25 protein-coding genes are annotated in these 20,769 nt (G+C 68.4%); 9 read left to right on the top strand and 16 right to left on the bottom strand.

Translation table 11 applies throughout. The annotated features are described in order from the left end of the window. Positions 1-9: 9 nt before the first annotated feature. Entirely contained in the window at positions 10-285 is a 276-nt protein-coding gene (locus tag AKG07_RS13595) for a hypothetical protein (RefSeq protein WP_053098408.1), read from the bottom strand. Between the two features lie 73 nt (positions 286-358). On the opposite strand from AKG07_RS13595, the gene AKG07_RS13590 reads away from it, so the two are divergent. Beyond that, positions 359-670 carry a hypothetical protein gene (locus AKG07_RS13590; protein ID WP_053098407.1) on the top strand — a complete coding sequence of 104 codons (312 nt, stop codon included), beginning with the start codon at positions 359-361 and terminating at the stop codon, positions 668-670. A gap of 31 nt (positions 671-701) precedes the next feature. After that, positions 702-1,082, top strand: a complete 381-nt coding sequence (locus AKG07_RS13585; protein ID WP_053098406.1) for a hypothetical protein — start codon at positions 702-704, stop codon at positions 1,080-1,082. A gap of 10 nt (positions 1,083-1,092) precedes the next feature. Here AKG07_RS13585 and AKG07_RS13580 read toward each other — a convergent pair whose 3' ends face one another. Both AKG07_RS13580 and AKG07_RS13575 read right to left on the bottom strand, forming a co-directional pair. Next, positions 1,093-1,500 (bottom strand): DUF1428 domain-containing protein, encoded by a 408-nt coding sequence (locus tag AKG07_RS13580; RefSeq protein ID WP_053098405.1) that lies wholly within the window; start codon positions 1,498-1,500, stop codon positions 1,093-1,095. 75 nt (positions 1,501-1,575) lie between these two features. Beyond that, a complete protein-coding gene (locus AKG07_RS13575) occupies positions 1,576-2,145 on the bottom strand; it encodes a TetR/AcrR family transcriptional regulator (RefSeq protein ID WP_233277280.1) in 570 nt (189 codons plus the stop codon). Positions 2,146-2,246: 101 nt separating this feature from the next. Here AKG07_RS13575 and AKG07_RS13570 point away from each other — a divergent pair, with 101 nt between their 5' ends. After that, entirely contained in the window at positions 2,247-3,470 is a 1,224-nt protein-coding gene (locus AKG07_RS13570; RefSeq protein WP_053098404.1) for an FAD-dependent oxidoreductase, read from the top strand. Here AKG07_RS13570 and AKG07_RS13565 read toward each other — a convergent pair. Continuing rightward, on the bottom strand, positions 3,446-4,012 hold the full coding sequence (locus AKG07_RS13565; RefSeq protein WP_053098403.1) for a dihydrofolate reductase family protein: 567 nt from the start codon (positions 4,010-4,012) through the stop codon (positions 3,446-3,448). The two genes, AKG07_RS13570 and AKG07_RS13565, sit on opposite strands and share 25 nt — an antisense overlap. Positions 4,013-4,133: 121 nt before the next feature. Here AKG07_RS13565 and AKG07_RS13560 point away from each other — a divergent pair, with 121 nt between their 5' ends. Both AKG07_RS13560 and AKG07_RS13555 read left to right on the top strand, forming a co-directional pair. Continuing rightward, the gene (locus AKG07_RS13560) at positions 4,134-4,553 is read left to right on the top strand and encodes a hypothetical protein (protein WP_053098402.1); all 420 of its coding nucleotides are present in this window, start codon (positions 4,134-4,136) and stop codon (positions 4,551-4,553) included. Positions 4,554-4,638: 85 nt separating this feature from the next. Beyond that, a complete protein-coding gene (locus tag AKG07_RS13555; protein ID WP_053098401.1) occupies positions 4,639-5,022 on the top strand; it encodes a VOC family protein in 384 nt (127 codons plus the stop codon). Positions 5,023-5,118: 96 nt separating this feature from the next. Here AKG07_RS13555 and AKG07_RS13550 read toward each other — a convergent pair whose 3' ends face one another. After that, complete coding sequence (locus tag AKG07_RS13550) at positions 5,119-5,604, bottom strand: hypothetical protein (RefSeq protein WP_053098400.1); 486 nt, start codon at positions 5,602-5,604, stop codon at positions 5,119-5,121. A gap of 161 nt (positions 5,605-5,765) precedes the next feature. Between AKG07_RS13550 and AKG07_RS17515 the strand changes: the two genes are divergently transcribed. Next, positions 5,766-6,731, top strand: coding sequence for a G5 domain-containing protein (locus AKG07_RS17515; RefSeq protein ID WP_082297942.1), 966 nt, complete (start codon positions 5,766-5,768; stop codon positions 6,729-6,731). A gap of 102 nt (positions 6,732-6,833) precedes the next feature. On the opposite strand, the gene AKG07_RS17910 is transcribed toward AKG07_RS17515, so the two are convergent. The 3 genes from AKG07_RS17910 to gnd form a co-directional block, all read right to left on the bottom strand. Next, positions 6,834-6,998, bottom strand: a complete 165-nt coding sequence (locus AKG07_RS17910; RefSeq protein ID WP_157534255.1) for a hypothetical protein — start codon at positions 6,996-6,998, stop codon at positions 6,834-6,836. A gap of 47 nt (positions 6,999-7,045) precedes the next feature. Next, complete coding sequence (locus AKG07_RS13540) at positions 7,046-7,516, bottom strand: GNAT family N-acetyltransferase (RefSeq protein WP_053098399.1); 471 nt, start codon at positions 7,514-7,516, stop codon at positions 7,046-7,048. 198 nt (positions 7,517-7,714) lie between these two features. After that, positions 7,715-8,776 (bottom strand): phosphogluconate dehydrogenase (NAD(+)-dependent, decarboxylating), encoded by a 1,062-nt coding sequence (gene gnd, locus AKG07_RS13535; RefSeq protein WP_053098398.1) that lies wholly within the window; start codon positions 8,774-8,776, stop codon positions 7,715-7,717. Positions 8,777-9,334: 558 nt separating this feature from the next. Between gnd and AKG07_RS13530 the strand changes: the two genes are divergently transcribed. Further along, positions 9,335-10,501 carry a MalY/PatB family protein gene (locus AKG07_RS13530; protein ID WP_053098397.1) on the top strand — a complete coding sequence of 389 codons (1,167 nt, stop codon included), beginning with the start codon at positions 9,335-9,337 and terminating at the stop codon, positions 10,499-10,501. A 144-nt stretch (positions 10,502-10,645) separates the two neighbouring features. Here the strand turns inward: AKG07_RS13530 and AKG07_RS13525 are convergent, their stop codons facing one another. The 3 genes from AKG07_RS13525 to AKG07_RS13515 form a co-directional block, all read right to left on the bottom strand. Continuing rightward, positions 10,646-11,830, bottom strand: a complete 1,185-nt coding sequence (locus AKG07_RS13525; RefSeq protein WP_053098396.1) for a MalY/PatB family protein — start codon at positions 11,828-11,830, stop codon at positions 10,646-10,648. 181 nt (positions 11,831-12,011) lie between these two features. Continuing rightward, positions 12,012-12,758, bottom strand: a complete 747-nt coding sequence (locus AKG07_RS13520; protein ID WP_233277279.1) for a 3-keto-5-aminohexanoate cleavage protein — start codon at positions 12,756-12,758, stop codon at positions 12,012-12,014. Positions 12,759-12,764: 6 nt separating this feature from the next. Then, positions 12,765-12,992: a DUF2188 domain-containing protein gene (locus AKG07_RS13515; RefSeq protein ID WP_053098394.1), complete on the bottom strand. Its 228-nt coding sequence runs from the start codon at positions 12,990-12,992 to the stop codon at positions 12,765-12,767. 217 nt (positions 12,993-13,209) lie between these two features. Between AKG07_RS13515 and AKG07_RS18205 the strand changes: the two genes are divergently transcribed. Further along, the gene (locus tag AKG07_RS18205) at positions 13,210-14,706 is read left to right on the top strand and encodes a serine/threonine-protein kinase (RefSeq protein WP_053098393.1); all 1,497 of its coding nucleotides are present in this window, start codon (positions 13,210-13,212) and stop codon (positions 14,704-14,706) included. Positions 14,707-14,812: 106 nt separating this feature from the next. Here the strand turns inward: AKG07_RS18205 and AKG07_RS13505 are convergent, their stop codons facing one another. Further along, positions 14,813-15,274, bottom strand: a complete 462-nt coding sequence (locus AKG07_RS13505; RefSeq protein ID WP_053098392.1) for a VOC family protein — start codon at positions 15,272-15,274, stop codon at positions 14,813-14,815. Between the two features lie 100 nt (positions 15,275-15,374). On the opposite strand from AKG07_RS13505, the gene AKG07_RS13500 reads away from it, so the two are divergent. Further along, positions 15,375-16,343, top strand: a complete 969-nt coding sequence (locus AKG07_RS13500; RefSeq protein WP_053098391.1) for a helix-turn-helix transcriptional regulator — start codon at positions 15,375-15,377, stop codon at positions 16,341-16,343. Positions 16,344-16,380: 37 nt separating this feature from the next. Here the strand turns inward: AKG07_RS13500 and AKG07_RS13495 are convergent, their stop codons facing one another. The 4 genes from AKG07_RS13495 to AKG07_RS13480 are packed head-to-tail and all read right to left on the bottom strand — an operon-like array spanning position 16,381 to position 20,688. Then, positions 16,381-16,776 carry a RidA family protein gene (locus tag AKG07_RS13495; protein ID WP_201778464.1) on the bottom strand — a complete coding sequence of 132 codons (396 nt, stop codon included), beginning with the start codon at positions 16,774-16,776 and terminating at the stop codon, positions 16,381-16,383. A 32-nt stretch (positions 16,777-16,808) separates the two neighbouring features. Beyond that, a complete protein-coding gene (gene solA, locus AKG07_RS13490; protein ID WP_082298069.1) occupies positions 16,809-18,020 on the bottom strand; it encodes an N-methyl-L-tryptophan oxidase in 1,212 nt (403 codons plus the stop codon). After that, positions 18,017-19,156, bottom strand: coding sequence for a tyramine oxidase subunit B (locus tag AKG07_RS13485; RefSeq protein WP_053098389.1), 1,140 nt, complete (start codon positions 19,154-19,156; stop codon positions 18,017-18,019). Before AKG07_RS13485 ends, solA begins: the two co-directional genes overlap by 4 nt. Before the next feature lie 59 nt (positions 19,157-19,215). Further along, positions 19,216-20,688, bottom strand: a complete 1,473-nt coding sequence (locus tag AKG07_RS13480; protein WP_053098388.1) for an APC family permease — start codon at positions 20,686-20,688, stop codon at positions 19,216-19,218. Positions 20,689-20,769: the final 81 nt, after the last annotated feature.

Genomic DNA, 20,769 nt, shown 5'->3' with positions numbered 1-20,769 from the left:
GTAAGCGCCTCAGTCTTGGAGGCCGGAGCGGCGACCGTGCCGGCCTTCGAACTCACCGATCGCTCGACGCGCCTTGCGCAGCTGAGAGACCCCGAGGCCCACTCCGGCACCGAAGATGGCGAGACTAATCCATCGGTACGGCGCGCTCGAATCGATCGCGATAGTGACGGCCCACCCGGCGAACATGACCGCGGACAACACGATTGTGTAAAGCGCGAAGTTCCTCTGACGCTGCAGTGCCATGCGCTGCTGGATCAGGGATGGCTCGGCGTTGGGCTCGCTCATGGGGCGAGCCTAGACCGCAGCACCTGTGACGGGCTCAGACCGCTGGCTCCAGAGCAGATGAGAGACTGAACCCGTGCCCGATCGTCCCGAGATTGTCTGCATCTGCGGCTCCATGCGGTTCGCCGAGGACATGCGAGCCGTGAGCCGATCCTTGACGCTCGCGGGCGTCATCGCCCTCATTCCCGGTGAGATCGACGGGCCGATCACCGCCGAGCAGAAGGCCGTGCTCGGCGAGCTGCACCTGCGCAAGATCGACGTGGCCGATCGTGTCGTGGTGGTGAACCGCGGCGAGCACTTCGGCGAGTCCACGACGCGAGAGATCGACTATGCGCGCGCCGCAGGCAAGCCCGTGACCTTCGTCGGCCCTACCTGGGGCTCGGAGTAGACCTCACATCTCCCCCGCCTACCCTGACTGTATGAAGAAGCTCCCCGCCCTCGCGACGGTCGCCGTCGGCACCCTCCTGCTCTCCGGATGTTCTCAGGCGTCGACCATCGCTGCCTGCGGCCAGGTCGCAGCTCAGGCCGCGCAGGTGACCGGAGTGATCTCCAGCGTCAGCTCGCCGACCCCCGAAGCCGCGCAGGCAGCTCTCAATGAGGTCAAGAACGTCGCCGAGAACATCCGCGGTGTCGATGGACCCGAGGAGTTCGTCGCCCTCCGCGACTCGTGGACGACGAGCATCGACGCGTTCGCCGCCGAGGGCGAGAAGGCCATCGCGGGTGACATCACGGGCCTGGATGCGGCGACGACGGAGATGCGCACCGCGACCGACGCGATGCTCGCCTACTGCACCCCGTGACCGGAGCCCGTCACTCTTCCTGCTGAACGCTCATCGCGATCTCAAAGCTGTCGCCGATCACGCGGCCGCCATCGAAGACGGGGTCTTCATCGAGCGTCTCGAGAACGCGAGGATCGCTCGTGACGGCAGCGGTCCCGCGATCACGAACCTCGCGCGACGGCCAGGTCGTCACCGTGACCACGACCGACTCCCCAGCGTTCGTTCCTACGAGTTCGGCGATGCTCTTGAGCTCGCCCGATTCGTACGACGCCCCGTCTGCGTGAAAGTCAGCCGGGTCGGCTGAATCGCTCGACTGCCAGTAGTCCACGACACTGATCGCGCCGTGATCGCGGTAGACCTCCGCCATCCGCTTCGAGAGGTCCAGATATGCGGCCTTGCGTTCCGTCGGCACCGGAACGACCGTGATGTCGATGACCATTCTCTGCTCCAGTCCTCAGCGGTGAGTGTCCGTCGCCAGGGTATCCACCGTCGGCCTCACCCGACCAGACGTGCCCTACTGAGCAATCCCTCGCAGCAGTCGCGTCACCGTCTCCTCGACGCGCTCCGCACTCAAGGGCTGACCGATCAGCGCCGCGTACGACGCCATGGCGATGAGCTGGTCGGCGATCGCGTCGGCATCCACGTCGGTCCGTATCTGTCCTGCCGCCTGTCCACGCGCGATCCGTTCGGCGACCCACGAGCGGATCGGTGCCGCGAGCCGCTCGTTGAGCGCCAACCCGAGTTCGTGGTCGGTGGCGGTCACTGCGATCAGAGCGCGGGCGAGTGCCACGCCCTCGGGCTTCGCGAGACCGGCCGACATCGCCGAAAACCAGGCGTGCAGGTCAGCCCGGATGTCGTCGCTCATCGCGACTGCGGGGTCGGCTCCTGGCAGGTCTCCTTCAAGCAGCGCCTCACCCAGGATTGCCGCCTTCGACGGCCACCACCGGTAGATCGTCTGCTTGGCGACCCCCGCCGTCTCGGCGAGCCCCTCGATCGTCACCGCTTCGTACGTACCGGCCACGACCGCAACGCGCATCGCCTCGAGCACCGACTGGCGCGCGGCTTCACTTCGGGGACGGGGCATTAGTTCAGGCTACTGGTCACCGCGTTTCGTCTCGGGCTTCGCGCCTCGCTCAACGACCGGAGCCCGGTGACTTCGCGGCCCGCCTCCGCCAAGCTGGACTCATGCGCATCGTGGTGAGCGGGGCCGGTCTCGGCGGACTCGTGCTCGCCCAGGCCCTCCGCGACCACGCCGACGTCATCGTGCTCGACCGCGATGCAAATCCGGCCGACACCGGCGGCTACCGCATCGCGCTCACTCCCGAGGCGGTCGCCGTGATCGAGCGGCACGTTCCGGGGCGGCTTGTCGACCGCATCCGATCGGTCTCCGACGGCCCTGAGACGTTCTCGCAGTTCGCGATCGCCGACTCGCACCTGCGACCGATCGTCGTGGCTCCGGAGCCGGCGGGACAGGACCGGATGCTGTGCCAGCGCCGCGCGCTGCGGCAGATCCTCAGCGAAGACCTCGGCGAGCGCCTGCAGTTCTCGTCGACCGTGACCTCGGCTGAAGCCCACGACAGCGGGGCGAGTGTCACGCTCGCGGACGGCTCGCGCATCGAAGCCGACCTGGTCGTCGCGGCAGATGGTGCCCGCTCGGCGACTCTCCGATCGATCTCCCCCGAGACGAGCACGGACACCGGCCTCGTCGGCATCGCCGGGTCGACACCGCTGACCAGGCACACCCGGTTTCCGCGCTACCTGCTGCGCGGCCCCGCCCTCGCCGTCGACCGCCACGGCGTCGGCATGTTCCTCTCGCTGACATCGCGCGGGCTGCGCGACATCCCACCCGAACTCGCGGATGCCGTCGGCCCGCCGTCACTCGTGTGGGGTCTGATCGCCCGGCGCGACGCCATCGGTGCGGTGCAGACGGCATCCTCAGCCGAACTCGTCGCGACGGCATCCGCCCTCGTGGACCGCTGGACTCCGTGGATGCCGGGAGTGATCCGCGACTCCGACCCCGACCGCACTGCCGCTTTCTCGTTCCGCGCCGCCGACCCGAAGGCGCCGCGCTTTCCGTGGACTCCCGGCCGCATCACCGCGATCGGTGATGCAGTGCACGCGATGCCTCCCACCGGCGGACGCGCCGGATCGACCGCCATCCGCTCGGCCGGCGCACTCGCCGAAGCCCTCACTGCCCACCCCGACATCGACTCCGCTGTGGCGCACTATCAGGCCCGGGTCGACGATTGGGCCGTGCCCGCGATCGAGGAGTCGCTCGGTCCGGTGCGGGCGATCCGGGCTCTCGGCAACCCACTGGCTCAGCTCGCCACCGGACCGCTGCTGGGGGTCGCCGGATGGATCGGTGCCGGCAGGTATCGCCGCAGTCAGGCGGACCGCACCGGACGATAGCGGTTCGCGACCGCTCCCGATGCGAACTCCCGCCGGTGGACGAGTTCGAGCGTCATGCGCTTCTGCAGTCCGTCGAGGAGTCTCGGCCCGTGCCCGGCGATGATCGGATGCACGACGAACGTGTACTCGTCGATCAGTCCAAGCTCGGCGAGCGCGAGAGGAAGAGTGACGCCGCCGACCGACAGCCCCTCGCCCGGCTGCTGCTTGAGCTGTTTAATCGCATGGGCCAGGTCGCCCCGGATGAGCTCGGCGTTCCAGTCGACCGCTTCGAGCGTGCTCGACACGACATGCTTCGGCACGCGGTCGATGGCCTCGGCGAACGGAACCTCCCCCTCGCTCATCCAGTCGGGCCACTCACCGGATGCCGGTCGACGCCAGGCGCCCTCCATCATCTCGTAGGTCGTTCGGCCGTAGATGACGGCATCCGCCCGCTGCATCTCGGCGGTCCAGAAGCCCATCAGCTCCTCGTCGGGAGCGACACCCGCCTCGTGGTGAACGCACCCGTCGAGCGTGACGTTGATCGAGTAGCGCAGTGGTCTCATCTCGCCGATCTCCTTCGATGCGGGCGGTGCGTGGTACGGGGTGGGACTTAGAGTACTGTCGGGCCGCAGTCGGGCGACACCTCGCCGCGGCTGAGGCGGCCACAGCGAATATGGTGAATGCATGCCCTCCAGCCAGCCTCGCGTCATCTCCGTTCGGGGTGGTCGCGTACGCCCCAGTGGGTCGTGGCTGTACGTCTGGCTCGACTCCGCCACGGGAGAGATCGTTCACGTGGGTGGCACAGGGTTCGATCCGGAATTGCGGGCGCATCTGCATCTGACGGGCGACGACCCGCAGCTCGGACGAGTGCGTGTCACAGTGCCTCGATCCAGCGAGCGCGACTTCGACGTCCTCGCCTTCGAGCTGAGTGAACGAATCGACCGGCCACGTGCGAAGGAAGCCCTCACCCTCCGCCTCCTGGACTCCTTCAACGAGGTCGAACACCGAGAGCAGCCGTCGAGCGAGATGAGCGAACTCATCGATTCGATCGCTCAAGAGGTGAAGAAGTATGTGGACAGCTTGCCAGGGAGCACCGACGGCTGATTGCTCGTCGCCGCGATCTCCACTGCGTCCGTGATCCAGTTCAAGCCCCTGTTCAGCACGTGTCAGTCGCCCTAACCTGACCCGCATGTTGAAGATCGTGTCGATCGTGATCCGCGTGAACGACCTCCCGGCGCAGTCCCGCTTCTGGCAGGCGGCCCTCGACTATGTCGAGCGAGACCCGGCATCCGATGACTGGGTCGTGCTCAAGCCGCGCGATGCCGACGCGCCCTGCATCGCCCTCGACGCTCACCACTCCGAGCGGGTGCTGCCGCCGCGCATCCACCTCGACATCTATGCCCAGGATCAGGATGCCGAGGTGCGACGCCTCACCGAACTCGGCGCTCGCGAGGTGCACTGGGACAACCTGCCGGACGATGCCGACTACGTGATCATGGAGGACCCCGAGGGCAACCGGTTCTACATCGTGGACCGGCCGGACTGGGTGGGGTGGGAGCGCCCGACGGCGTGACGGAGCCCGCCCCCGCGCTGCGTCATCAGCGAAACAACGAAGGATGCCGGTCCAGCTTTGCGGGCCGACATCCCTCAATATTCCCGGACGGCTGACCTACTGCTTCTCGAGGCGCACGGTCATCGTGGTGCCGAGGGCAGTCACCTCGTAGGAGAGCTCACCGTCGGCATAGGTGAAGGTCTTCGTCGGATCGCTCGAGGCAAGCATGGCCGAATCTGTCTTCGACGTGTCGTTCGCCGAATCGAAGGTGAACGAGGTCGAACCGTTCTCGGGCACCGTGACAGTACCCGCCCAGTACAGCGACTTCGTGTCGGTCGAGTTCCACGAGACCTCGATCGTGTCTGCCGTGATCGTGGCGCTCTGGAAGCTGTCGGGTGAGTTCGAGTTGATCTGCGTCCATTCGCCGGCGAGATCGACGGGCTCTGCCACCTCTTCAACTTCTTCGACCGCTTCGGGCGCGGCCGGCTGCGAGTCAGACTTCGAGTCGGTGGACTCGGCGGGAGCGGAGCACGCGACAGTTCCGAGCCCGAGCAGGGCGAGAAGGGCGAGTGCGGCAGCGGACCTGGTGACTGCGGTGTTCATCTGTGACTCTCGTTTGGGGATCAAGCAACGAAGTTGAACGTAGCAGGCCATTGTCACGTTTCAGATTCGGCTGTTGCCGCCCGGCGATCCGAACCGATATACAGGTCGAGGCGCTCTGGGGGCGCCGGCGATTCGTCGCCTCATCGTCGAGGGGAACTCTCATGTCACAGCCGCCTGCCGCCTGGCATCCCGACCCGGAGAATCCGCATCAGCTGCGCTGGTGGGACGGCCATCGTTGGACCGCCTCGACCGCTCCGTCCCCGGCGGCTGTCGCGACGACGCAGATCGCGTCCGCCACCGCGCCGGCATCCGCACCCGCACCCGCACCCGCGAAGCGCAAGACCGGTTGGCGCACTGCCGGGATCATCGTCGCCGCACTCGTCGTCGGCGGCGTGCTCGCCCGCCTGTCGCCGATCGCGATCCTGCTCGTCGCCACCGCCGTCGTCGGCATCGCTCTCTATGTCATGATCGCGCGCCCCCTCCCGGCTCTAGGACTCCGATCGCGGATGTCGGGCGTGATCGCCCTTGGCCTGGCCGCTCTGCTCGTCACCGGCGGCGGAATCGCGAGTGCCAGCAGCGGCACCGCCCCGACGGCATCCGAGCCTCAGACCTTCGCCGCGGTGACGACGTCGGCTCCGACGCCGACGCCCACTCCCACGCCGACGACGTTCGAGACCGCGACCGAAGAGGTGCCCGTGCCGTTCACGGCGACCACGGTCGACGACCCGCAGCTCGACCAGGGCGCCACGGCGCTCGTCGCCGCGGGCGTGAACGGCGTGAAGGTGATCACCTATCGCCTGACTCTGATCGACGGCGTCGAGGTGTCGCGCGAGGTCGTCAGCGAGGCGATCTCCGTGCAGCCGGTGAACGAGGTCACGGCGATCGGAAGCAAAGCGCCGGCACCGGTCGCGGCTCCGGCACCCGCTCCCGCCCCCGTGCCGCTCGTGCAGCAGGGTGGCGGAGGGTGCGACTCGAACTACACGGGAGCGTGTGTCCCGATCTCTAGCGACGTCGATTGCGCCGGCGGCAGCGGAGACGGACCCGGATATGTGCAGGGCCCCGTGCAGGTCGTCGGCTCGGACATCTACGACCTCGACCGCGACGGAGACGGCATCGCCTGCGACTGAGCGCTAGTCCACCGGGCCGAAGACCTCAGCCCAGGCCTCGAGGATCTCGCCGTCGAGCCCTGCCGCGTCCGACCCCGAGAGGGTCGTGACAGAGACCATTCGTCAGCGCCCGGAGTAGCGCTGCGCCGGTCGTCCCTCTTCCGCCAGCGCCTGACGATGCGACGTCAAGGCCGACCGCACGGCCGTGTAGATCACGAGCCACAGGATCAGGATGCCGATCAGGAACCCGGCGACGTAGAAGAGGACGATGGTGAGGAAAGGATCCATGGCGTCAGGATAGCCACCGGGGTGCGCGGCGCCTCTAGCCCCGGCAGCTAGTCCCCGACCTCCAGCGACCGATAGAAGTAGAACGCCCGCTCGCCGGAATCGGGGTCGACGCCACTGAACCCGTGTCGTTCGTAGAAGCGCATCGCCGCGGCATCCGATTCATCGACGTTGATCTCGATCGCCGCGACGCCGAGTTCCCGGCAGATCTCAACCATGTGCCGGAGGACCGCGCCGCCGACACCACCACCGCGGCGCGCGGGCTCGACGTACATCTCATCGAGCAGCGCGACCGGCCCCTCCGACCACACATTCGGACGCAGGGTCACGAGCGCGAGACCGACCTCAGGATCACCGCCGAGCACCGCGAAAGTGGAGGTTCCGCCCAGCAGCGTGCGCAACCGCTCGGCGAGCACCTCGACCCCCGGAGTCTCGGTGTCGAACTCCGTGTTGAAGGCGTGCAGGAGTTCGGCGAGACGGGCGGCGTCGTGCGGGGTGGCTCGACGTGTGGCGGCGGTCATCGGATGCCTTTCTGGGGTCGAGGGCTTCGGCTCGGGCGGACGGCGGCAGTTCTGCCGGTTCACAACTCCGGAAGAACGAGCGGGCCGACGCATCGGTTCCCCGGGATTCCGGGGCCGAGCCGCCGGGCGCACCCGCTTCTTCCGGAGTTGTGGACCTGAACCTCCGTGGGCCCCGCTCGACGATCCGGGAGAACGCGGTCAGGCGCTGTCGGAATCCGCCTTGCGCGATCCGGCCTCGAGCACATCTCCGGCCGGCAGCTCCTGGTGCCCGCCGAACTGCAGACGCATCGCCGACAGCACCTGGTTGGCGAACTTGTCTTCATCGCGCGAGGCGAAGCGCTCGAACAGCGACGCCGCGAGCACCGGCACGGGCACGCCGACATCGACGGCGGCCTTGACCGTCCAGCGACCCTCGCCCGAATCGGAGACCCGGCCGGCCAGACCGTCGAGGTGCGGATTCTCGGCGAGCGCGGCAGCGGTCAGGTCGAGCAGCCACGACGAGATGACCGATCCGCGTCGCCACAGCTCGGCGACCTTCGAGGTGTCGATGGGGAACTGGTAGAACTCCGGCTCTTCCAGCGGAGCGATCTCGGCCGAGTGCTCGGCCTCGCGCACCCCGGCATCCGCGTTGTGCAGCAGGTTCAGCCCCTCGGCGATCGACGCCATGATGCCGTACTCGATGCCGTTGTGCACCATCTTCACGAAGTGCCCCGCACCCGACGGCCCGCAGTGCAGGTAGCCCTGCTCCTCGGGGGTGAGGTCTCCGGTGCGGCCCGGCGTGCGCTCGATCTCGCCGACACCCGGAGCGATCGTGCGCAGCACCGGCTCGATGCGCTGCACGGCCTCGTCGGGTCCGCCGACCATCAGGCAGTATCCGCGGTCGAGTCCGAACACCCCACCGCTCGTGCCGACATCGACGTAGTGGATGCCGCGCTCGCGGAACGCCTTCGCCCGGCGGACGTCGTCGCGGTAGTTCGAGTTGCCGCCGTCGATCAGGATGTCGCCCTCATCGAGCACCTCCGCCGCCTGATCCGCCACCATGCCCGTGAGTGAGGCGGGCACCATCATCCACACGGCGCGCGGCGCCTCGAGCTTCGACGCCAGGTCGGCCATGCTGTCGGCGCCGGTGGCTCCCTCGGCGACCAGCGCCTGCACGGCATCCGTGTTGACGTCATAGACCACGCATTCGTGCCCCGCCCGCATGAGGCGGCGCACGATGTTGGCGCCCATCCGGCCGAGTCCGATCATCGCCAGCTGCATGAGAATCCCTTCGTCTCAGCCCCGGTGGGCCGAGTCGGGGCAATCCTGGCACGGGTACTGATGACGCTCAATGGTGTTGCGGGGTGGCGTGGGGTCGTGCGGGCGGTCGTGCGGGGTCAGTTGTGCACCCGAAACGGCGATTTCGGATGCCGAAGTTGCCCCGCTCGCGGCTCGACTCCGTGCGGGGTCAGTTGTGCACCCGAAACAGCGGTCTCGGATGCCGAAGTGACCCCGCTCGCGGCTCGACTCCATGCGGGGCCAGTTATGCGCCCGAAACGGCGGTTCCGGACACCGAAGTGACCCCGCTCGCGGCTCGACTCCATGCGGGGTCAGTTGTGCACCCGAAGCGGCGATTTCGGATGCCAAAGCGACCCCGCACGCGGCACGACTCCATGCGGGGCCAGTTGCGCACCCGAAACGGCGATTTCGGATGCCGAAGTGACCCCGCACGCGGCACGACTCCATGCGGGGCCAGTTGCGCACCCGAAGCGGTGCCCGCTCCCAGCATCCGGAGCCGCGCGCGAGCCCGGTGTCGCCGACGGGTGGAAGGATTGAGACATGGCTTCCCCCGCGTTCGACCAGATCACGCAAGACGACCTGCGCGCTGCGGGCAGCGTCAAATGGACGGCCTTCCCCGACACGATCGGCGCGTTCGTCGCCGAGATGGACTTCGGCCTCGCCCCCGCGATCACCGGCGCGGTGAAGGATGCCCTCGACCTCGGCGTGACCGGGTATCTGCCCGAGAAGCTCGCGAAGGACCTCTCGGCGGCCACGGCGCGCTGGTACTCCGACTCGTACGGGTGGGAGATCCCCGCCGAGCGCGTGCACCACGTGCCCGATGTGATCGCCGCCTTCGAGCTGGCGATCAAGCACTTCACCACCCCCGGCTCGGCCGTGATCGTGCCGACTCCTGCATACATGCCGTTCCTGCTGGTGCCGCCGATGCACGACCGTCGGGTCATCGAGGTGCCGAGCATCGAGGTCGACGGACGCTGGGTCATGGACCTGGATGCCGTCGCCCAGGCCTTCCGCGACGGCGGCGAGATGCTGGTGCTCTGCAACCCGCACAACCCGCTCGGCACCGTCGCGACCCGCGACGAGCTGCTCGCCATCGCGTCGGTCGTGACGGATTCCGGCGGACGCGTGTTCGCCGATGAGATCCACGCGCCCGTCGTCTACGCCCCGGCCCGGCACATCCCCTACGCCTCGGTGTCGGATGCCGCCGCAGCCCACACCCTCACCGCCACCTCCGCCTCGAAGGCGTGGAACCTCGCGGGCCTCAAGTGCGCGCAGATCATCCTCTCGAACGACGCCGACGCCGAACTCTGGGAGAGCCTGGGATTCTGGGCCGGACACGGCACATCGACGCTCGGCGTCATCGCGAACATCGCCGCTTACACCGGCGGGCGCGAATGGCTCGACGACGTGGTCGACTACCTCGACGGCAACCGGCGGACGCTGGCGCAGCTCGTCGACGAGAAGCTCCCCGGCGTGCGGATGGTCGTGCCGGAGGGCAGCTACATCGCCCTGCTCGACTTCCGCGAGACCGGGCTGACGGGCGATCTCGGCGAGTGGTTCCGCGAGCACGCCGGAGTCGCGATGACGGATGGCGCCGCATGCGGTGTGGCCGCGATCGGGTACACGCGCTTCGTCTTCGCGATGCCCCGTCCGGTGCTGGTCGAGGCGGTTGAGCGGATCGCGTCGGCGCTGCGCGACCGAGGCTGAGCCGCATTCGGCCCGCTGGCCCCGGCGCGTGCGGGGTCAATAGCGCATCGGAACTCAGCGTTTCCGGTGCGTTTTTGACCACGCATCCGACGAGAGTTGCAGAACCGACCACTCACCTGCCCTCACGGTGCGACGAACGACGCATCACCGAGCGCGAACGGCATCCCCCATCGCCGCGAAGGCCTCTCGCAAGACCGGCCGAGGTGTCGCGAACACGATCCGCACGAAGTTCTCGTATCCCCGTCCGAGCAGCGCACCCTCGGTCAGCACGACGCCGGCCTCCTCGCGGAAGTACGCGGCCGGCGGGCCGGTGATCTCGAGCGCCGTCGTGTCGATCCATCCGATGTAGGTCGCCTCGGGCTCGCGATACACCGCGCCGGGCAGGTGTTCCGTGATGAGGTCGCCGACAAGGCGGCGCGACTCCGAGAGATACCCGAGCACGCCGTCGAGCCACGGCTTGCCCTCCCGATATGCCGCCGTCGACGCCACGACACCGAGCGTCGCGGCACCGTGCTGCACCGAGAACCCGAAGCGGCGGTACAGCTCCTGGTCGGCGTCGTTCGAGGTGATCAGTTGCGCGGTCTTGAGGCCGGGGATGTTCCACGCCTTCGACGCGCTGGTGCCGGTGACGGTGTGGGCGGCGGTCGCCTCAGACACCGACGCATAGGGGATGAACGGTCTCCCGTCGAAGCGCAGCGGCGCGTGGATCTCATCCGCGAACACCCGTCCGCCGTGGCGTTCGACGATCTCGGCGAGCGCCTCGAGCTCGGAGCGGTCCACCACGGTGCCGGTCGGGTTGTGCGGGTTGCAGAGCACGAGCGTACGGGCACCGGCGGCGAACGCCTCGTCGATGCGCTGCAGGTCGTGGTGCCAGCGTCCGTCGATGTCGACGCCGGGGATCTCGATCACCGGATGCCCGACGGTCGGCAGATATGTCAGGAACGGCATATATGCGGGAGTCGGCACGATTACGGGCGATCCGGCGGGGGCATACTCCTCGACCGCGACCCTCAGGGCCGCCATCACGTCGGAGACCGGATGCACGCGTTCCGGATCGACAGCCCAGCCGTATTCGCTGCGCATCCACTCGGACGTCGCGTCGCCGAGTCGGGCGGCGAGCGGCGGCGACAGGTATCCGAGGTTCTCCTCGTCGATCGCGCGGTGCATGGCGTCGGCGATCACCGGCGCGACGCCGAAGTCCATCTCCGCCACCCATGCGCCGATGTGGCCGGGGTGCAGGCTCCACTTGCGGCTTTCGGGCCGGTCGAGGTCGAACCTCGTGCGGGAGTCGAACGGATGCGGGTCAGAGGGCGCGCGGTGGTCGGTCATGGCGGGCGTTCCTCAGCCCACGAGCCGACATCGAACGGCACCGGCGCGGCGGGTCTGGATCTCGGACACGCGTACTCCTTCTCAGCGGGAGCTTCCACCCTAAGGAAGCGGCGGGTCGGTCGCGAGTCGCATGACGGCGGGTGACGATGAGCTGCAGGGCGAGCCGGCTCCGGACCCCGACTCAGGCGTTGATGAAGGCCACAGCCGCTCGCACCAGTGCCGCGTTGTCGGGTGCGGTCCGTCCATCGGGCAGCTGCAGGGTGTCTTCGAGGCCGATGCGCGAATCGAGGCCCAGCTCGACGGCCAGGGTGAAGGCCGGCCAGGCGGACCGCTGCTCGCCGTGCAGCAGGATCGGAATGTCCGGGTCGTCGAGGCGCACGTGCGCGATGAGCCCCTCGGCGTGCCGCCGCACGACATCCGCCGCCTCGTCAGGCAGCTCGACCAGTACCCGCAGCGTGTCGTCGTGAACGGGCGAGCGCTGCCAGGCGTCGAGTCCGGTGGCATCCCAGATGCCCGCCTCCACGCGGATGCCGCGGCTCACGAGCAGCGCCGCGACCTCGTCAGCACCGGCTTCGTGCCAGTTCACCGAAGCGAAGTCGGGCAGGACGCTCCATTCGCGGATCGCCGTGAGGCGCTCCCCGACATCGGGCTCGATCCATGCACCGGTCGTCACCCCGATCTGCACACCAGGGCACGCCGAGCGCAGGGCTCTCACCCACCGGTCGACATCCGCGGCACGCAAGCTGTCGTCGCCCGCGGCATCCTTCGGGTGCACGTGGATCTCGCGGGCCCCCGCCGCGACGGCACGCGCGGCGTCGGCGCCGGCGAGGGTCGTATCGGCGGTGAGGGCAGGATGCTGCGCCGCGGGTCGCGCACCGTTGAGGCACGCCTGCAACAGCATCCGCCCGCGTCTGTCGTTGCCGGTCACCGGCCCTCAGTTCATGAGATCGCGCGGGTGCCAGTCGTAGAGGTTGCCCGTGCCCGACGGCCCCTCTTCGACACGCACGGTGTGCTTGACCTGACGTGCCGTCGCGGCACCCCGACCGACTCGAACCGCCTCGGCCTCGGTCTCGAAGCTGGACCCCAGAGTGCGGGATTCGCCCTCGATGCGGTTGAACCAGATCCCGTCTCGCTGGAACGTCTCGATGTCACCTGCGGCCATGCCACATCCTTTCGATCTGACTCTTTTCTACCCGAGGCCGCCGACGCTCGAGGAGGGCCTTGACAGCCTCCGCGCACGCGCTCGCCCGGCGCGAGAGCACGCGAATCATCGACCGCATCCACTTCTTCGTCCATACGTCAACCCCGATGACACACTCCCGTCAGCCGTGGTTATGTCGAACGATGCATGACCCGGGTGCATCTGCAAGGAGCAAGTGATGACGCTGGAAGTGATGTCGCCGACGGCGGCACTGCTCGACGGACGGTACGTACTGCACGACCGCGTCGGACGAGGCGGCATGGCGACCGTGTACCGCGCCGAGGACACCCACCTCGGACGCATCGTCGCGATCAAGATGATCCACGAGAGCGACGGTCCGGTCGCCTCGATCGAGCGCGCGCATACCGAGAAGGCGCTGCTCGCCTCGCTGAGCCACCCGTCGCTCGTGACGCTGTACGACGCGCAGCTCGTGCCCGGTCGTCCGCAATACCTGGTGATGGAGTTCGTCGACGGACCCACCCTCGCCGCGCGCATGGCCGAAAGCCCGATGACTCCGCGCGACGTGGCCCGCATCGTCCGCGATCTCGCCGAGGGACTCACCGCCGTGCACGCCGCCGGAATCGTGCATCGCGACATCAAGCCGTCGAACGTGCTGCTCGCGCACGCCCGGTCAGGCCGCCCGGTCGCGGCGAAACTCGCGGATTTCGGCATCGCCTGCTCCATCGAGGACACCCGCCTCACGACGCCGGGGATCGTGCTCGGCACACTCACCTATATGGCGCCGGAGCAGCTGCGCGACGCCGACCCCGGAACCCCGGTCGACATCTTCTCGCTCGGACTCGTCGCTCTCGAGGCGCTCAGCGGATACCCCGGCTACCCCTCCCTCGCTTCCGGACGCGCGGCGGCGGTCGCTCGCCTGCTCAACCCGCCGACCATCTCCGACACGGTTCCGGACGAATGGCGCGACCTCCTCAGCCGCATGACACGGCTCGAGCCCGAGGAACGCCCGACCGCCGTCGAGGTGGCGCGCGCCGCCCGGGCTCTGCTGCGCGACTACGCCGCGAACAGCAACGGCACCGCCGTCGCCGCGGCGGCTGCGGCCATCGTCGCATCGGCCGGCACGGAGCCGGCGGTCGACGCGACACCGGGGGCGGCGGGCGCGGAATCGGATGCCGTCGCCGCAGCGCCAGACGCGGGCGCCGGAATCCAGCCGGCGCGTCCCGCATCCGCCGCCTCATCCGCGAGCGTCGACGCGGAGTCGTCGGCCCTCGACGCTGGTTCCGCGCCGACCGGAGCGACCGCTGTGATCCCTGCGACCGAGGTCACGGATCCCGCACCCCGCTTGCGGACCCGCGACCGCACCCGCCCCGGCACACGCACCCGCGCCCGCGTGATCGCCGGCGCCGCGGGGCTTCTTGCCGCCGGTGCGATCGTCACCGGCATCGCGGCGTTCAGTGCGCCCCCGGCATCCGAGCTGGGACGCACCGCGTCAGGCGTCGTCGCCCGAACGGCATCGACCCCGACGGAGACTTCGCCCATCGACACCCCCGCAGCGCCCGTCGAGGTGGTCACAGAGCCCGTGGACCCCGGGAACTCGGGGAACGCGGAGAACTCCGGCAACTCTGGGAACTCAGGCAACTCCGGGAATAACGGGAACTCCGGGAACTCCGGGAACTCCGGCAAGGGCGACAAGGGCAAGCCGGACAAGGGCTAGGCGCGTCGCGTTCCGCAACTCCGGAAGAACGTGGCCGATCTCGCCGAGACTCCCGGTTGCGGCCCGATCGAGCGCGAATCTTCCTGCGTCCTGAACGGCGACCGCCTCAGCCCGCGTAGGCGGCGCGCACGTCGAGCACCCAGGTGACGCCGAATCGGTCGGTCAGCATGCCGAATCCGGGTGACCACGCCGATGCGGCCAGCGGCTCGACGATCGAGGCGCCGTCTGCGAGGGCGTCCCAGTACCCGGTGAGCTCGTCGAGCGAATCGGCGCGCAGCGACTGGAAGAACGTGCGGTCGGTGACGGTCGTCCCGTTCTGCCTCGAGGTGGTTCCCGCGGTGGCGTCAGCGTCGTCGGCGCCGGGGATGTCGTATGCCATCAGCCGGAAGCCGTCGGCGTTCTCGACCTGGCCGAACACGATCTTGTCGGCGCCGGGAACTCCCACCGGCATGCCGAAATCCGCATAGGTCGCCCGCGTGACCTCGCCGCCGAAGACGGACTGGTAGAAGTCGAGCGCCTGGTGCGCGGTGCCGCGGAAGTTCAGGTGGGTGCTGGTCGCGATGGTCATGGGATCTCCTCGGATCTGTGTGGGCGGCGGATGCCGGTGAGACCAACACTCACAGCAGAAGAGGTCAGTTTCGGTCCTCTACTCGGAGCACAATGGAGTAATGACCGGCAGCTCCTCTCGCATGCTCGCCCTGCTGTCCCTGCTGCAGACGGCTCGCGATTGGCCGGGGCAGGTGCTCGCCGACCGCCTCGACGTCACACCCCGCACGGTGCGACGAGACGTCGACCGACTGCGCGAGCTCGGCTACCGCATCAGCGCGATCAAGGGCCCCGACGGCGGATACCGCCTCGCCGCCGGTTCCGAGCTGCCGCCGCTGCTCTTCGACGACGAGCAGGCCGTCGCGATCGCCGTCGCGCTGCAGAGCGTGCCGGCCACGGGGATCGATATCGACGAGGGCGCGGCTCGTGCGCTGGCCACCGTGCGCCAGGTGATGCCGTCGCGCCTACGGCACCGGGTCGACGGCATCCGCTTCGCCGGGGTCGAGAACGAGACGCGCGTGGATCCGGCGGTGCTCGAAGCCGTCAGCGGTGCGGTGCGAGACCACCACGTGCTGCGCTTCGATTACGGAGAGAACCATGACCGCCCGGCGCGGCGCACCGAGCCACACGCAGTTGTCGCCCGGGAGGGCCGCTGGTACCTGCTCGCGTGGGACCTCGAGGCCGATGACTGGCGCACCTTCCGACTCGACCGGATGACACCGCGCATCCCGACCGGCCCTGCCTTCACCCCACGGGAGCTGCCCGCCGCCGACGCCCAGACCTACCTCGCAGCTCGGGCGAAGGGATCGGATGCCGCAGACCGCTGGCCGTGCATCGGAGAGCTCGTGCTCGATCTGCCCGCCCGCGAGGTGGCGCACTGGATCGGCCGCGACGGCACCGTCGAGCCGATCGACGAGACCTCGTGCCGAGTGACCGTCGGATCGTGGTCGTGGATCGGCATCCTCGCGTCGATCGCCCGCTTCGATGCGCCGTTCCGCGTCGTCGCACCGCCCGCGCTGGCGGACGCCGCGACCGCCCTCTCGCGACGCCTGTCCGGCGCGGGCGAGGCCCGCTTACCCGGTCAGGCCTGACCGCATCCGAGACCCCGCACCCCGAGTCGCCGAGTGATCACAGATCGATCTGCGTACGCCGCGCCGCCCCCGCCCCGCGGTGCGCGGTCACCTCGATCTCGGCCTTGTACTCGCCCGCGAGCGGGCTGCGCGTCATGGTGAGTGCCGGGTCGATGCCGCGGAACGCCTCGCCGAGCACTTCGATCGTCTCGTCCTGATCGGACGCATCCGGAACGAAGACCTGGATCCGGACGACATCGGAGAGCGATGAATCCACGGCGGCGAGCGCCCGCACGACGGTGGCGATCGCGAGACGCAGCTGCTCTGCCGCCGTGTCCGGCAGGGTCCTGGTCTCGTAATCGATGCCGGCGGTGTTCGAGACGAAGATCCAGTCGCCGATCGCGACGGCCCGCGAGTAGCTTGCGAGGGTCTCGAACTTGCTGCCGCTCTTCACGCTGGTGATTATCAACGGTTCCGTCTTTCGTGTCAGTGGCCCTGGAGGACCGGATAGTCGTCTGCGAGGACAAGATCGTCGGCGCGCGCCTGAGCACGGCGCCGGTGGTGACCGAGCGTGAACAGGGGGTGCTGCAGCGCGCTCGACCCGCTCTCGGCGAGTTGCGCCAACACTCGCCCGTAGGCGGGCGAGAACTTGAAGCCGTTGCCGGAGAACCCGGCTCCGATGATGGTCCGGCCCGACTCGGAGACGTCGAGGATCGGGACATGATCAGCCGTCGCCGACTCCGGGTGGATGGACGACCGGACCACCTCGGGCAGGATGCCGGGGAACATCCGGGTGGCGATCGCCGTGCATCTCCGCAGTTGCTCACGCGACAGTTCGCGGGGATCTGTGTCGGGGTCCTCGATCGTGTCGATGCGGGTCGTGGGGGCGATCTTGACCGAGTAGCCGTCGAGTGTGGGGACGCCGAAGGCATGGTCGCCGTCCAGGTCCCGCATCCAGCATGGGAAGCGGTCCGGGGTGAACTGGCTGATGTCCTCCGGCATGAACCACGTGAGCGGTATGGCGATGGCGCTCACCAGATCGCGCACCTCCGGCACGATCCTCGTCGTCCACGCACCGGTCGTCACGATCACCTTCTGCGCGTGGACGATCCCCTCGGATGTCGAGATCACGACACCGCTCTCGTGCTCATCGATGCCGAGCACCGGAGTGTTGTACAGGATCTCCGCCCCGCGCCTGATCGCGGCCCGCTGCGCGGTCGCCACCGCCAGCTCCGAGCGCAACCCGCCGCCCAGCAGGTCCATGATCCCGATGTCGCCGTCTTCGACGGTGAACTGCGGATACTCCCGGCGGAGCTCTGCGGCGTCGAGGAACCGGTGCGGCAGATCGCCCTCCACGATCGACCGCTGCGTGGACTCGAGGAATGGATGACCCTCCGGCGCGATCGCGAGGACGCCGGTCTTCAGCAGCAGCTGGCGGCCGGTCTCACGCTCCAGCTCGGTCCACAGCGCCCTGGCCTCGAGAGCAGCGGCCGTGTAGAGCGCGCCCTCCTTGTTCGCCGCACGGAACAGACGCGACTCGCCGGCGAATGCCGCGTGGCCGTGCGCCGGTCCGTACTGCTCGATGCCCAGCACGGACATCCCCGCCGATCTCGCGAGGTGCCACAGCGCCATCGATCCCATGGAGCCTGCACCCACCACCGCGACGTCGACGGTCCGGATGACCTCTGCCGCACTCATGCGAGAGCCGGCTCGGTCCACAGGTTCAGCTTCTGGCCGATGCCGCGCTCAAGGGCGTTGCGATACACCTTCGTCCCCCACGCGACGTCCTCCACCGGCATCCCGCCGACCGACATGATGACGATCTCGTCGTCGCTCTGCCGACCGGGCCGCTTTCCGGAGACGACATCGCCGATGTCGACGAGCTCGTCGCGTGAGAGCTCCCCGGCCTTCACGAGATCCATCCACTTCTGCCCGACCATCGGAATGTACTCGAACGACGGCTTCGGGAACTCCTCGTACCAGGTCTCGTACAAGCCGTACGCATCGACGACCTTCGTGATGTCGCTGTCCAGCAGCGAGTCGTCGGTGTTGCACAGGGACGGCATCGCGAAGAACGCCCCCGGCGCGATCCACTCCCGCTGGATCGTGGGGTAGCTCTCCGAGCCGCCGGCACCGGTGCCCGTGGTGCAGAAGCTCACCAGGTCGCTGCCCCGGACGACGTCTTCGATCGAGTCGACGACCTCGATCGTGGTGATCGTCGGGAACTCCTCGCGCACCCACCCCTGGAAGCGCGCGAGGCTCTCCGCCCCTCGCCCCTTGATCTTCAGCGTGTCGATCAGCGGGCACGCATCCATGAAGGCCAGGAGCACCGTACGTGCCATGACGCCGGGCCCGGCGATCCCCGCGACGCGCGAGTCCTTGCGGGCGAAGTGCCGCGCACCGACCCCCGGCACGGCGCCGGTCCGGTATGCCGACAGCAGGTTCGCCGACATGAACGCGAGTGGCGCCCCGGTGTCGGTGTCGTTGAGCGTGAACATGAGGATCGACCGCGGCAGACCCTTCTCGCGGTTGGCGATGTTGGATCCGTACCACTTGACGCCAGTCGTCTGGAAGTCTCCGCCGAGGTACGCCGGCATCGCCATGAACCGTCGATCCTCAGTGGGCACCGGCATGTTCGGGAACGGCGACGCCTCAGGGAACGTCATCATCGCGCCGTGCGAGTCGTTGCTCTCACCGGTCATGCGGTAGTCGCCGGCGGCGAACAGTGCGAACATCTCCTCCATGGTGTCGACGCACTGGTGCATATCGGTCACTCCGGCCGCGATCATGTCGGCTTCGGAGAGGTAGAGGAAATCCACGTGGGGCAGGGGCATGACGGTCCTTCTCGTCGAGGGGGTGGGGGAAAGTGTGTCGGTCGCGCTCATGGTGCGCCTCAGCCGGCGATGGCGTCGGTGAGCTTGACGTATGCCGCGGGCCGGCGGGCTCTGATCCACGCGGCCTGGGCGTACCCGATGAGGGGGAAGACGATCACCAGCCCGAGCAGACTCCAGCTGACCGCGCCGAACACGGGCGCGCCTGTGGCATCCGCATCGCCGACCATGATCGGGAAGTAGACGACGATCATGACCACGGAGAGCACCAGGCCGATGAAACCGAGCACGGGGGCGATCACGGTGTTCCAGATCCTCCGGTCCTTGCGTGTCCTCGCGAAGTAGACGATGACCGCGATCGAGGTGACCGCCATCAGGAGGGCGATCGCCACGGTCGCGACCCCGGCGAACCAGGTGAACACCTGCAGCACCGGGTCGAGCTGCAGAACGGCGAACAGCGCGACGAGGACGATCGCGGTGATGCTCTGCACGAGCGAGGACACGTGCGGAGACATGTGCCGGGGGTGCACGGCGCCCACCCGGTCGGGCAGCACGCCGGCGCCTGACATGGAGTACTGGTAACGGGCGACGACGTTGTGGAACGACAGCACGCAGGCGAACATCGCGGTGATGAGGAGGATGTTCGTGATGATCTCGCCGGTGGCGCCGAGGTACGCCGACATCGTGCGGAGGATGAGCGTTCCCGGGTCGGCCGCGGCCTCCTCCAGGATGTTCGAGGGACCCCACGCCATGACGAGGCCCCATGAGGCGAGCGTGTAGAACACGCCGACGCCGATCACGGCCATATAGGTGGCGCGGGGGATCGTGCGGTCGGGATCGCGCGCCTCGCTGCGGAAGACGGCGGTCGCCTCGAACCCGATGAAGGCGGCGATCGCCATCATGAGGCCGACGCCGGGGGAACCGCTCGCGACGTTCTTCGGCTCGAACGGAGCCAGGCTCAGACCTTCAGGGCCGCCGGAGATCACGACCGCCGCTACGAGAAGGAGGACGATTCCGACCTCGGCGCAGAGTAGGACGCCGAGCACTTTGCTGGACAGATCGATGTGGCGATAGCCGAGGAACCCGACGAGCGCGACGACGGCGATCGAGTACAGCCACCACGGGAGCGTGATGCCGAACCCCTCGAAAGTGAAGCTCAGCACGTAGCCCATGTACCCGTACACGGACACCTGGATCGTCGTATACGTGAGCATCGCGATCCAGGCGGACGCGAGACCGGTCGAGCGTCCGAGGCCGTATCCGACGTAGGTGAAGAACGCCCCGGGGTTGGGGACGTGCTTGGCCATCGCGGAGACGCCGACGGCGAAGAGCACGAGAACGACGGCGCTGATCGCATACAGCGCCGGGAAGCCCGCCCCGTTGCCGAGCAGGATGCCGAGTGGGGCGGACCCGCCGATGACAGTCAGGGGCGAGGCGGCGGCGACCACCATGAAGACGATCGCGGTAGCACCGAGCGATCCCGACAGGACCTTCTTCGGGGAGGTCTCGGTGGCGCTGGGTTGAATCTGGACCATGTGCAAACCCTTCTGAGAGAAGCGGAGTGGAGCGGTTCCCCCACCCTGCCGCGGCAGGATTTCCCACCCGTCTCGCCGGAG

It is taken from the genome of Microbacterium sp. CGR1, assembly GCF_001266755.1.
Lineage (GTDB): Bacteria > Actinomycetota > Actinomycetes > Actinomycetales > Microbacteriaceae > Microbacterium.
The sequence above is the reverse complement of the archived record's forward strand: the minus strand, read 5'-3'. Positions and strand labels throughout refer to the sequence as shown.

Coding starts and splice junctions, on each gene's coding strand:
- AKG07_RS13595 (WP_053098408.1), bottom strand. CDS start 285: ATGAGCGAGCCCAACGCCGAGCCATCCCTGATCCAGCAGCGCATGGCA.
- AKG07_RS13585 (WP_053098406.1), top strand. CDS start 702: ATGAAGAAGCTCCCCGCCCTCGCGACGGTCGCCGTCGGCACCCTCCTG.
- AKG07_RS13580 (WP_053098405.1), bottom strand. CDS start 1,500: ATGGTCATCGACATCACGGTCGTTCCGGTGCCGACGGAACGCAAGGCC.
- AKG07_RS13575 (WP_233277280.1), bottom strand. CDS start 2,145: ATGCCCCGTCCCCGAAGTGAAGCCGCGCGCCAGTCGGTGCTCGAGGCG.
- AKG07_RS13570 (WP_053098404.1), top strand. CDS start 2,247: ATGCGCATCGTGGTGAGCGGGGCCGGTCTCGGCGGACTCGTGCTCGCC.
- AKG07_RS13565 (WP_053098403.1), bottom strand. CDS start 4,012: ATGAGACCACTGCGCTACTCGATCAACGTCACGCTCGACGGGTGCGTT.
- AKG07_RS13560 (WP_053098402.1), top strand. CDS start 4,134: ATGCCCTCCAGCCAGCCTCGCGTCATCTCCGTTCGGGGTGGTCGCGTA.
- AKG07_RS13555 (WP_053098401.1), top strand. CDS start 4,639: ATGTTGAAGATCGTGTCGATCGTGATCCGCGTGAACGACCTCCCGGCG.
- AKG07_RS13550 (WP_053098400.1), bottom strand. CDS start 5,604: ATGAACACCGCAGTCACCAGGTCCGCTGCCGCACTCGCCCTTCTCGCC.
- AKG07_RS17515 (WP_082297942.1), top strand. CDS start 5,766: ATGTCACAGCCGCCTGCCGCCTGGCATCCCGACCCGGAGAATCCGCAT.
- AKG07_RS17910 (WP_157534255.1), bottom strand. CDS start 6,998: ATGGATCCTTTCCTCACCATCGTCCTCTTCTACGTCGCCGGGTTCCTG.
- AKG07_RS13540 (WP_053098399.1), bottom strand. CDS start 7,516: ATGACCGCCGCCACACGTCGAGCCACCCCGCACGACGCCGCCCGTCTC.
- gnd (WP_053098398.1), bottom strand. CDS start 8,776: ATGCAGCTGGCGATGATCGGACTCGGCCGGATGGGCGCCAACATCGTG.
- AKG07_RS13530 (WP_053098397.1), top strand. CDS start 9,335: ATGGCTTCCCCCGCGTTCGACCAGATCACGCAAGACGACCTGCGCGCT.
- AKG07_RS13525 (WP_053098396.1), bottom strand. CDS start 11,830: ATGACCGACCACCGCGCGCCCTCTGACCCGCATCCGTTCGACTCCCGC.
- AKG07_RS13515 (WP_053098394.1), bottom strand. CDS start 12,992: ATGGCCGCAGGTGACATCGAGACGTTCCAGCGAGACGGGATCTGGTTC.
- AKG07_RS18205 (WP_053098393.1), top strand. CDS start 13,210: ATGACGCTGGAAGTGATGTCGCCGACGGCGGCACTGCTCGACGGACGG.
- AKG07_RS13505 (WP_053098392.1), bottom strand. CDS start 15,274: ATGACCATCGCGACCAGCACCCACCTGAACTTCCGCGGCACCGCGCAC.
- AKG07_RS13500 (WP_053098391.1), top strand. CDS start 15,375: ATGACCGGCAGCTCCTCTCGCATGCTCGCCCTGCTGTCCCTGCTGCAG.
- solA (WP_082298069.1), bottom strand. CDS start 18,020: ATGAGTGCGGCAGAGGTCATCCGGACCGTCGACGTCGCGGTGGTGGGT.
- AKG07_RS13485 (WP_053098389.1), bottom strand. CDS start 19,156: ATGCCCCTGCCCCACGTGGATTTCCTCTACCTCTCCGAAGCCGACATG.
- AKG07_RS13480 (WP_053098388.1), bottom strand. CDS start 20,688: ATGGTCCAGATTCAACCCAGCGCCACCGAGACCTCCCCGAAGAAGGTC.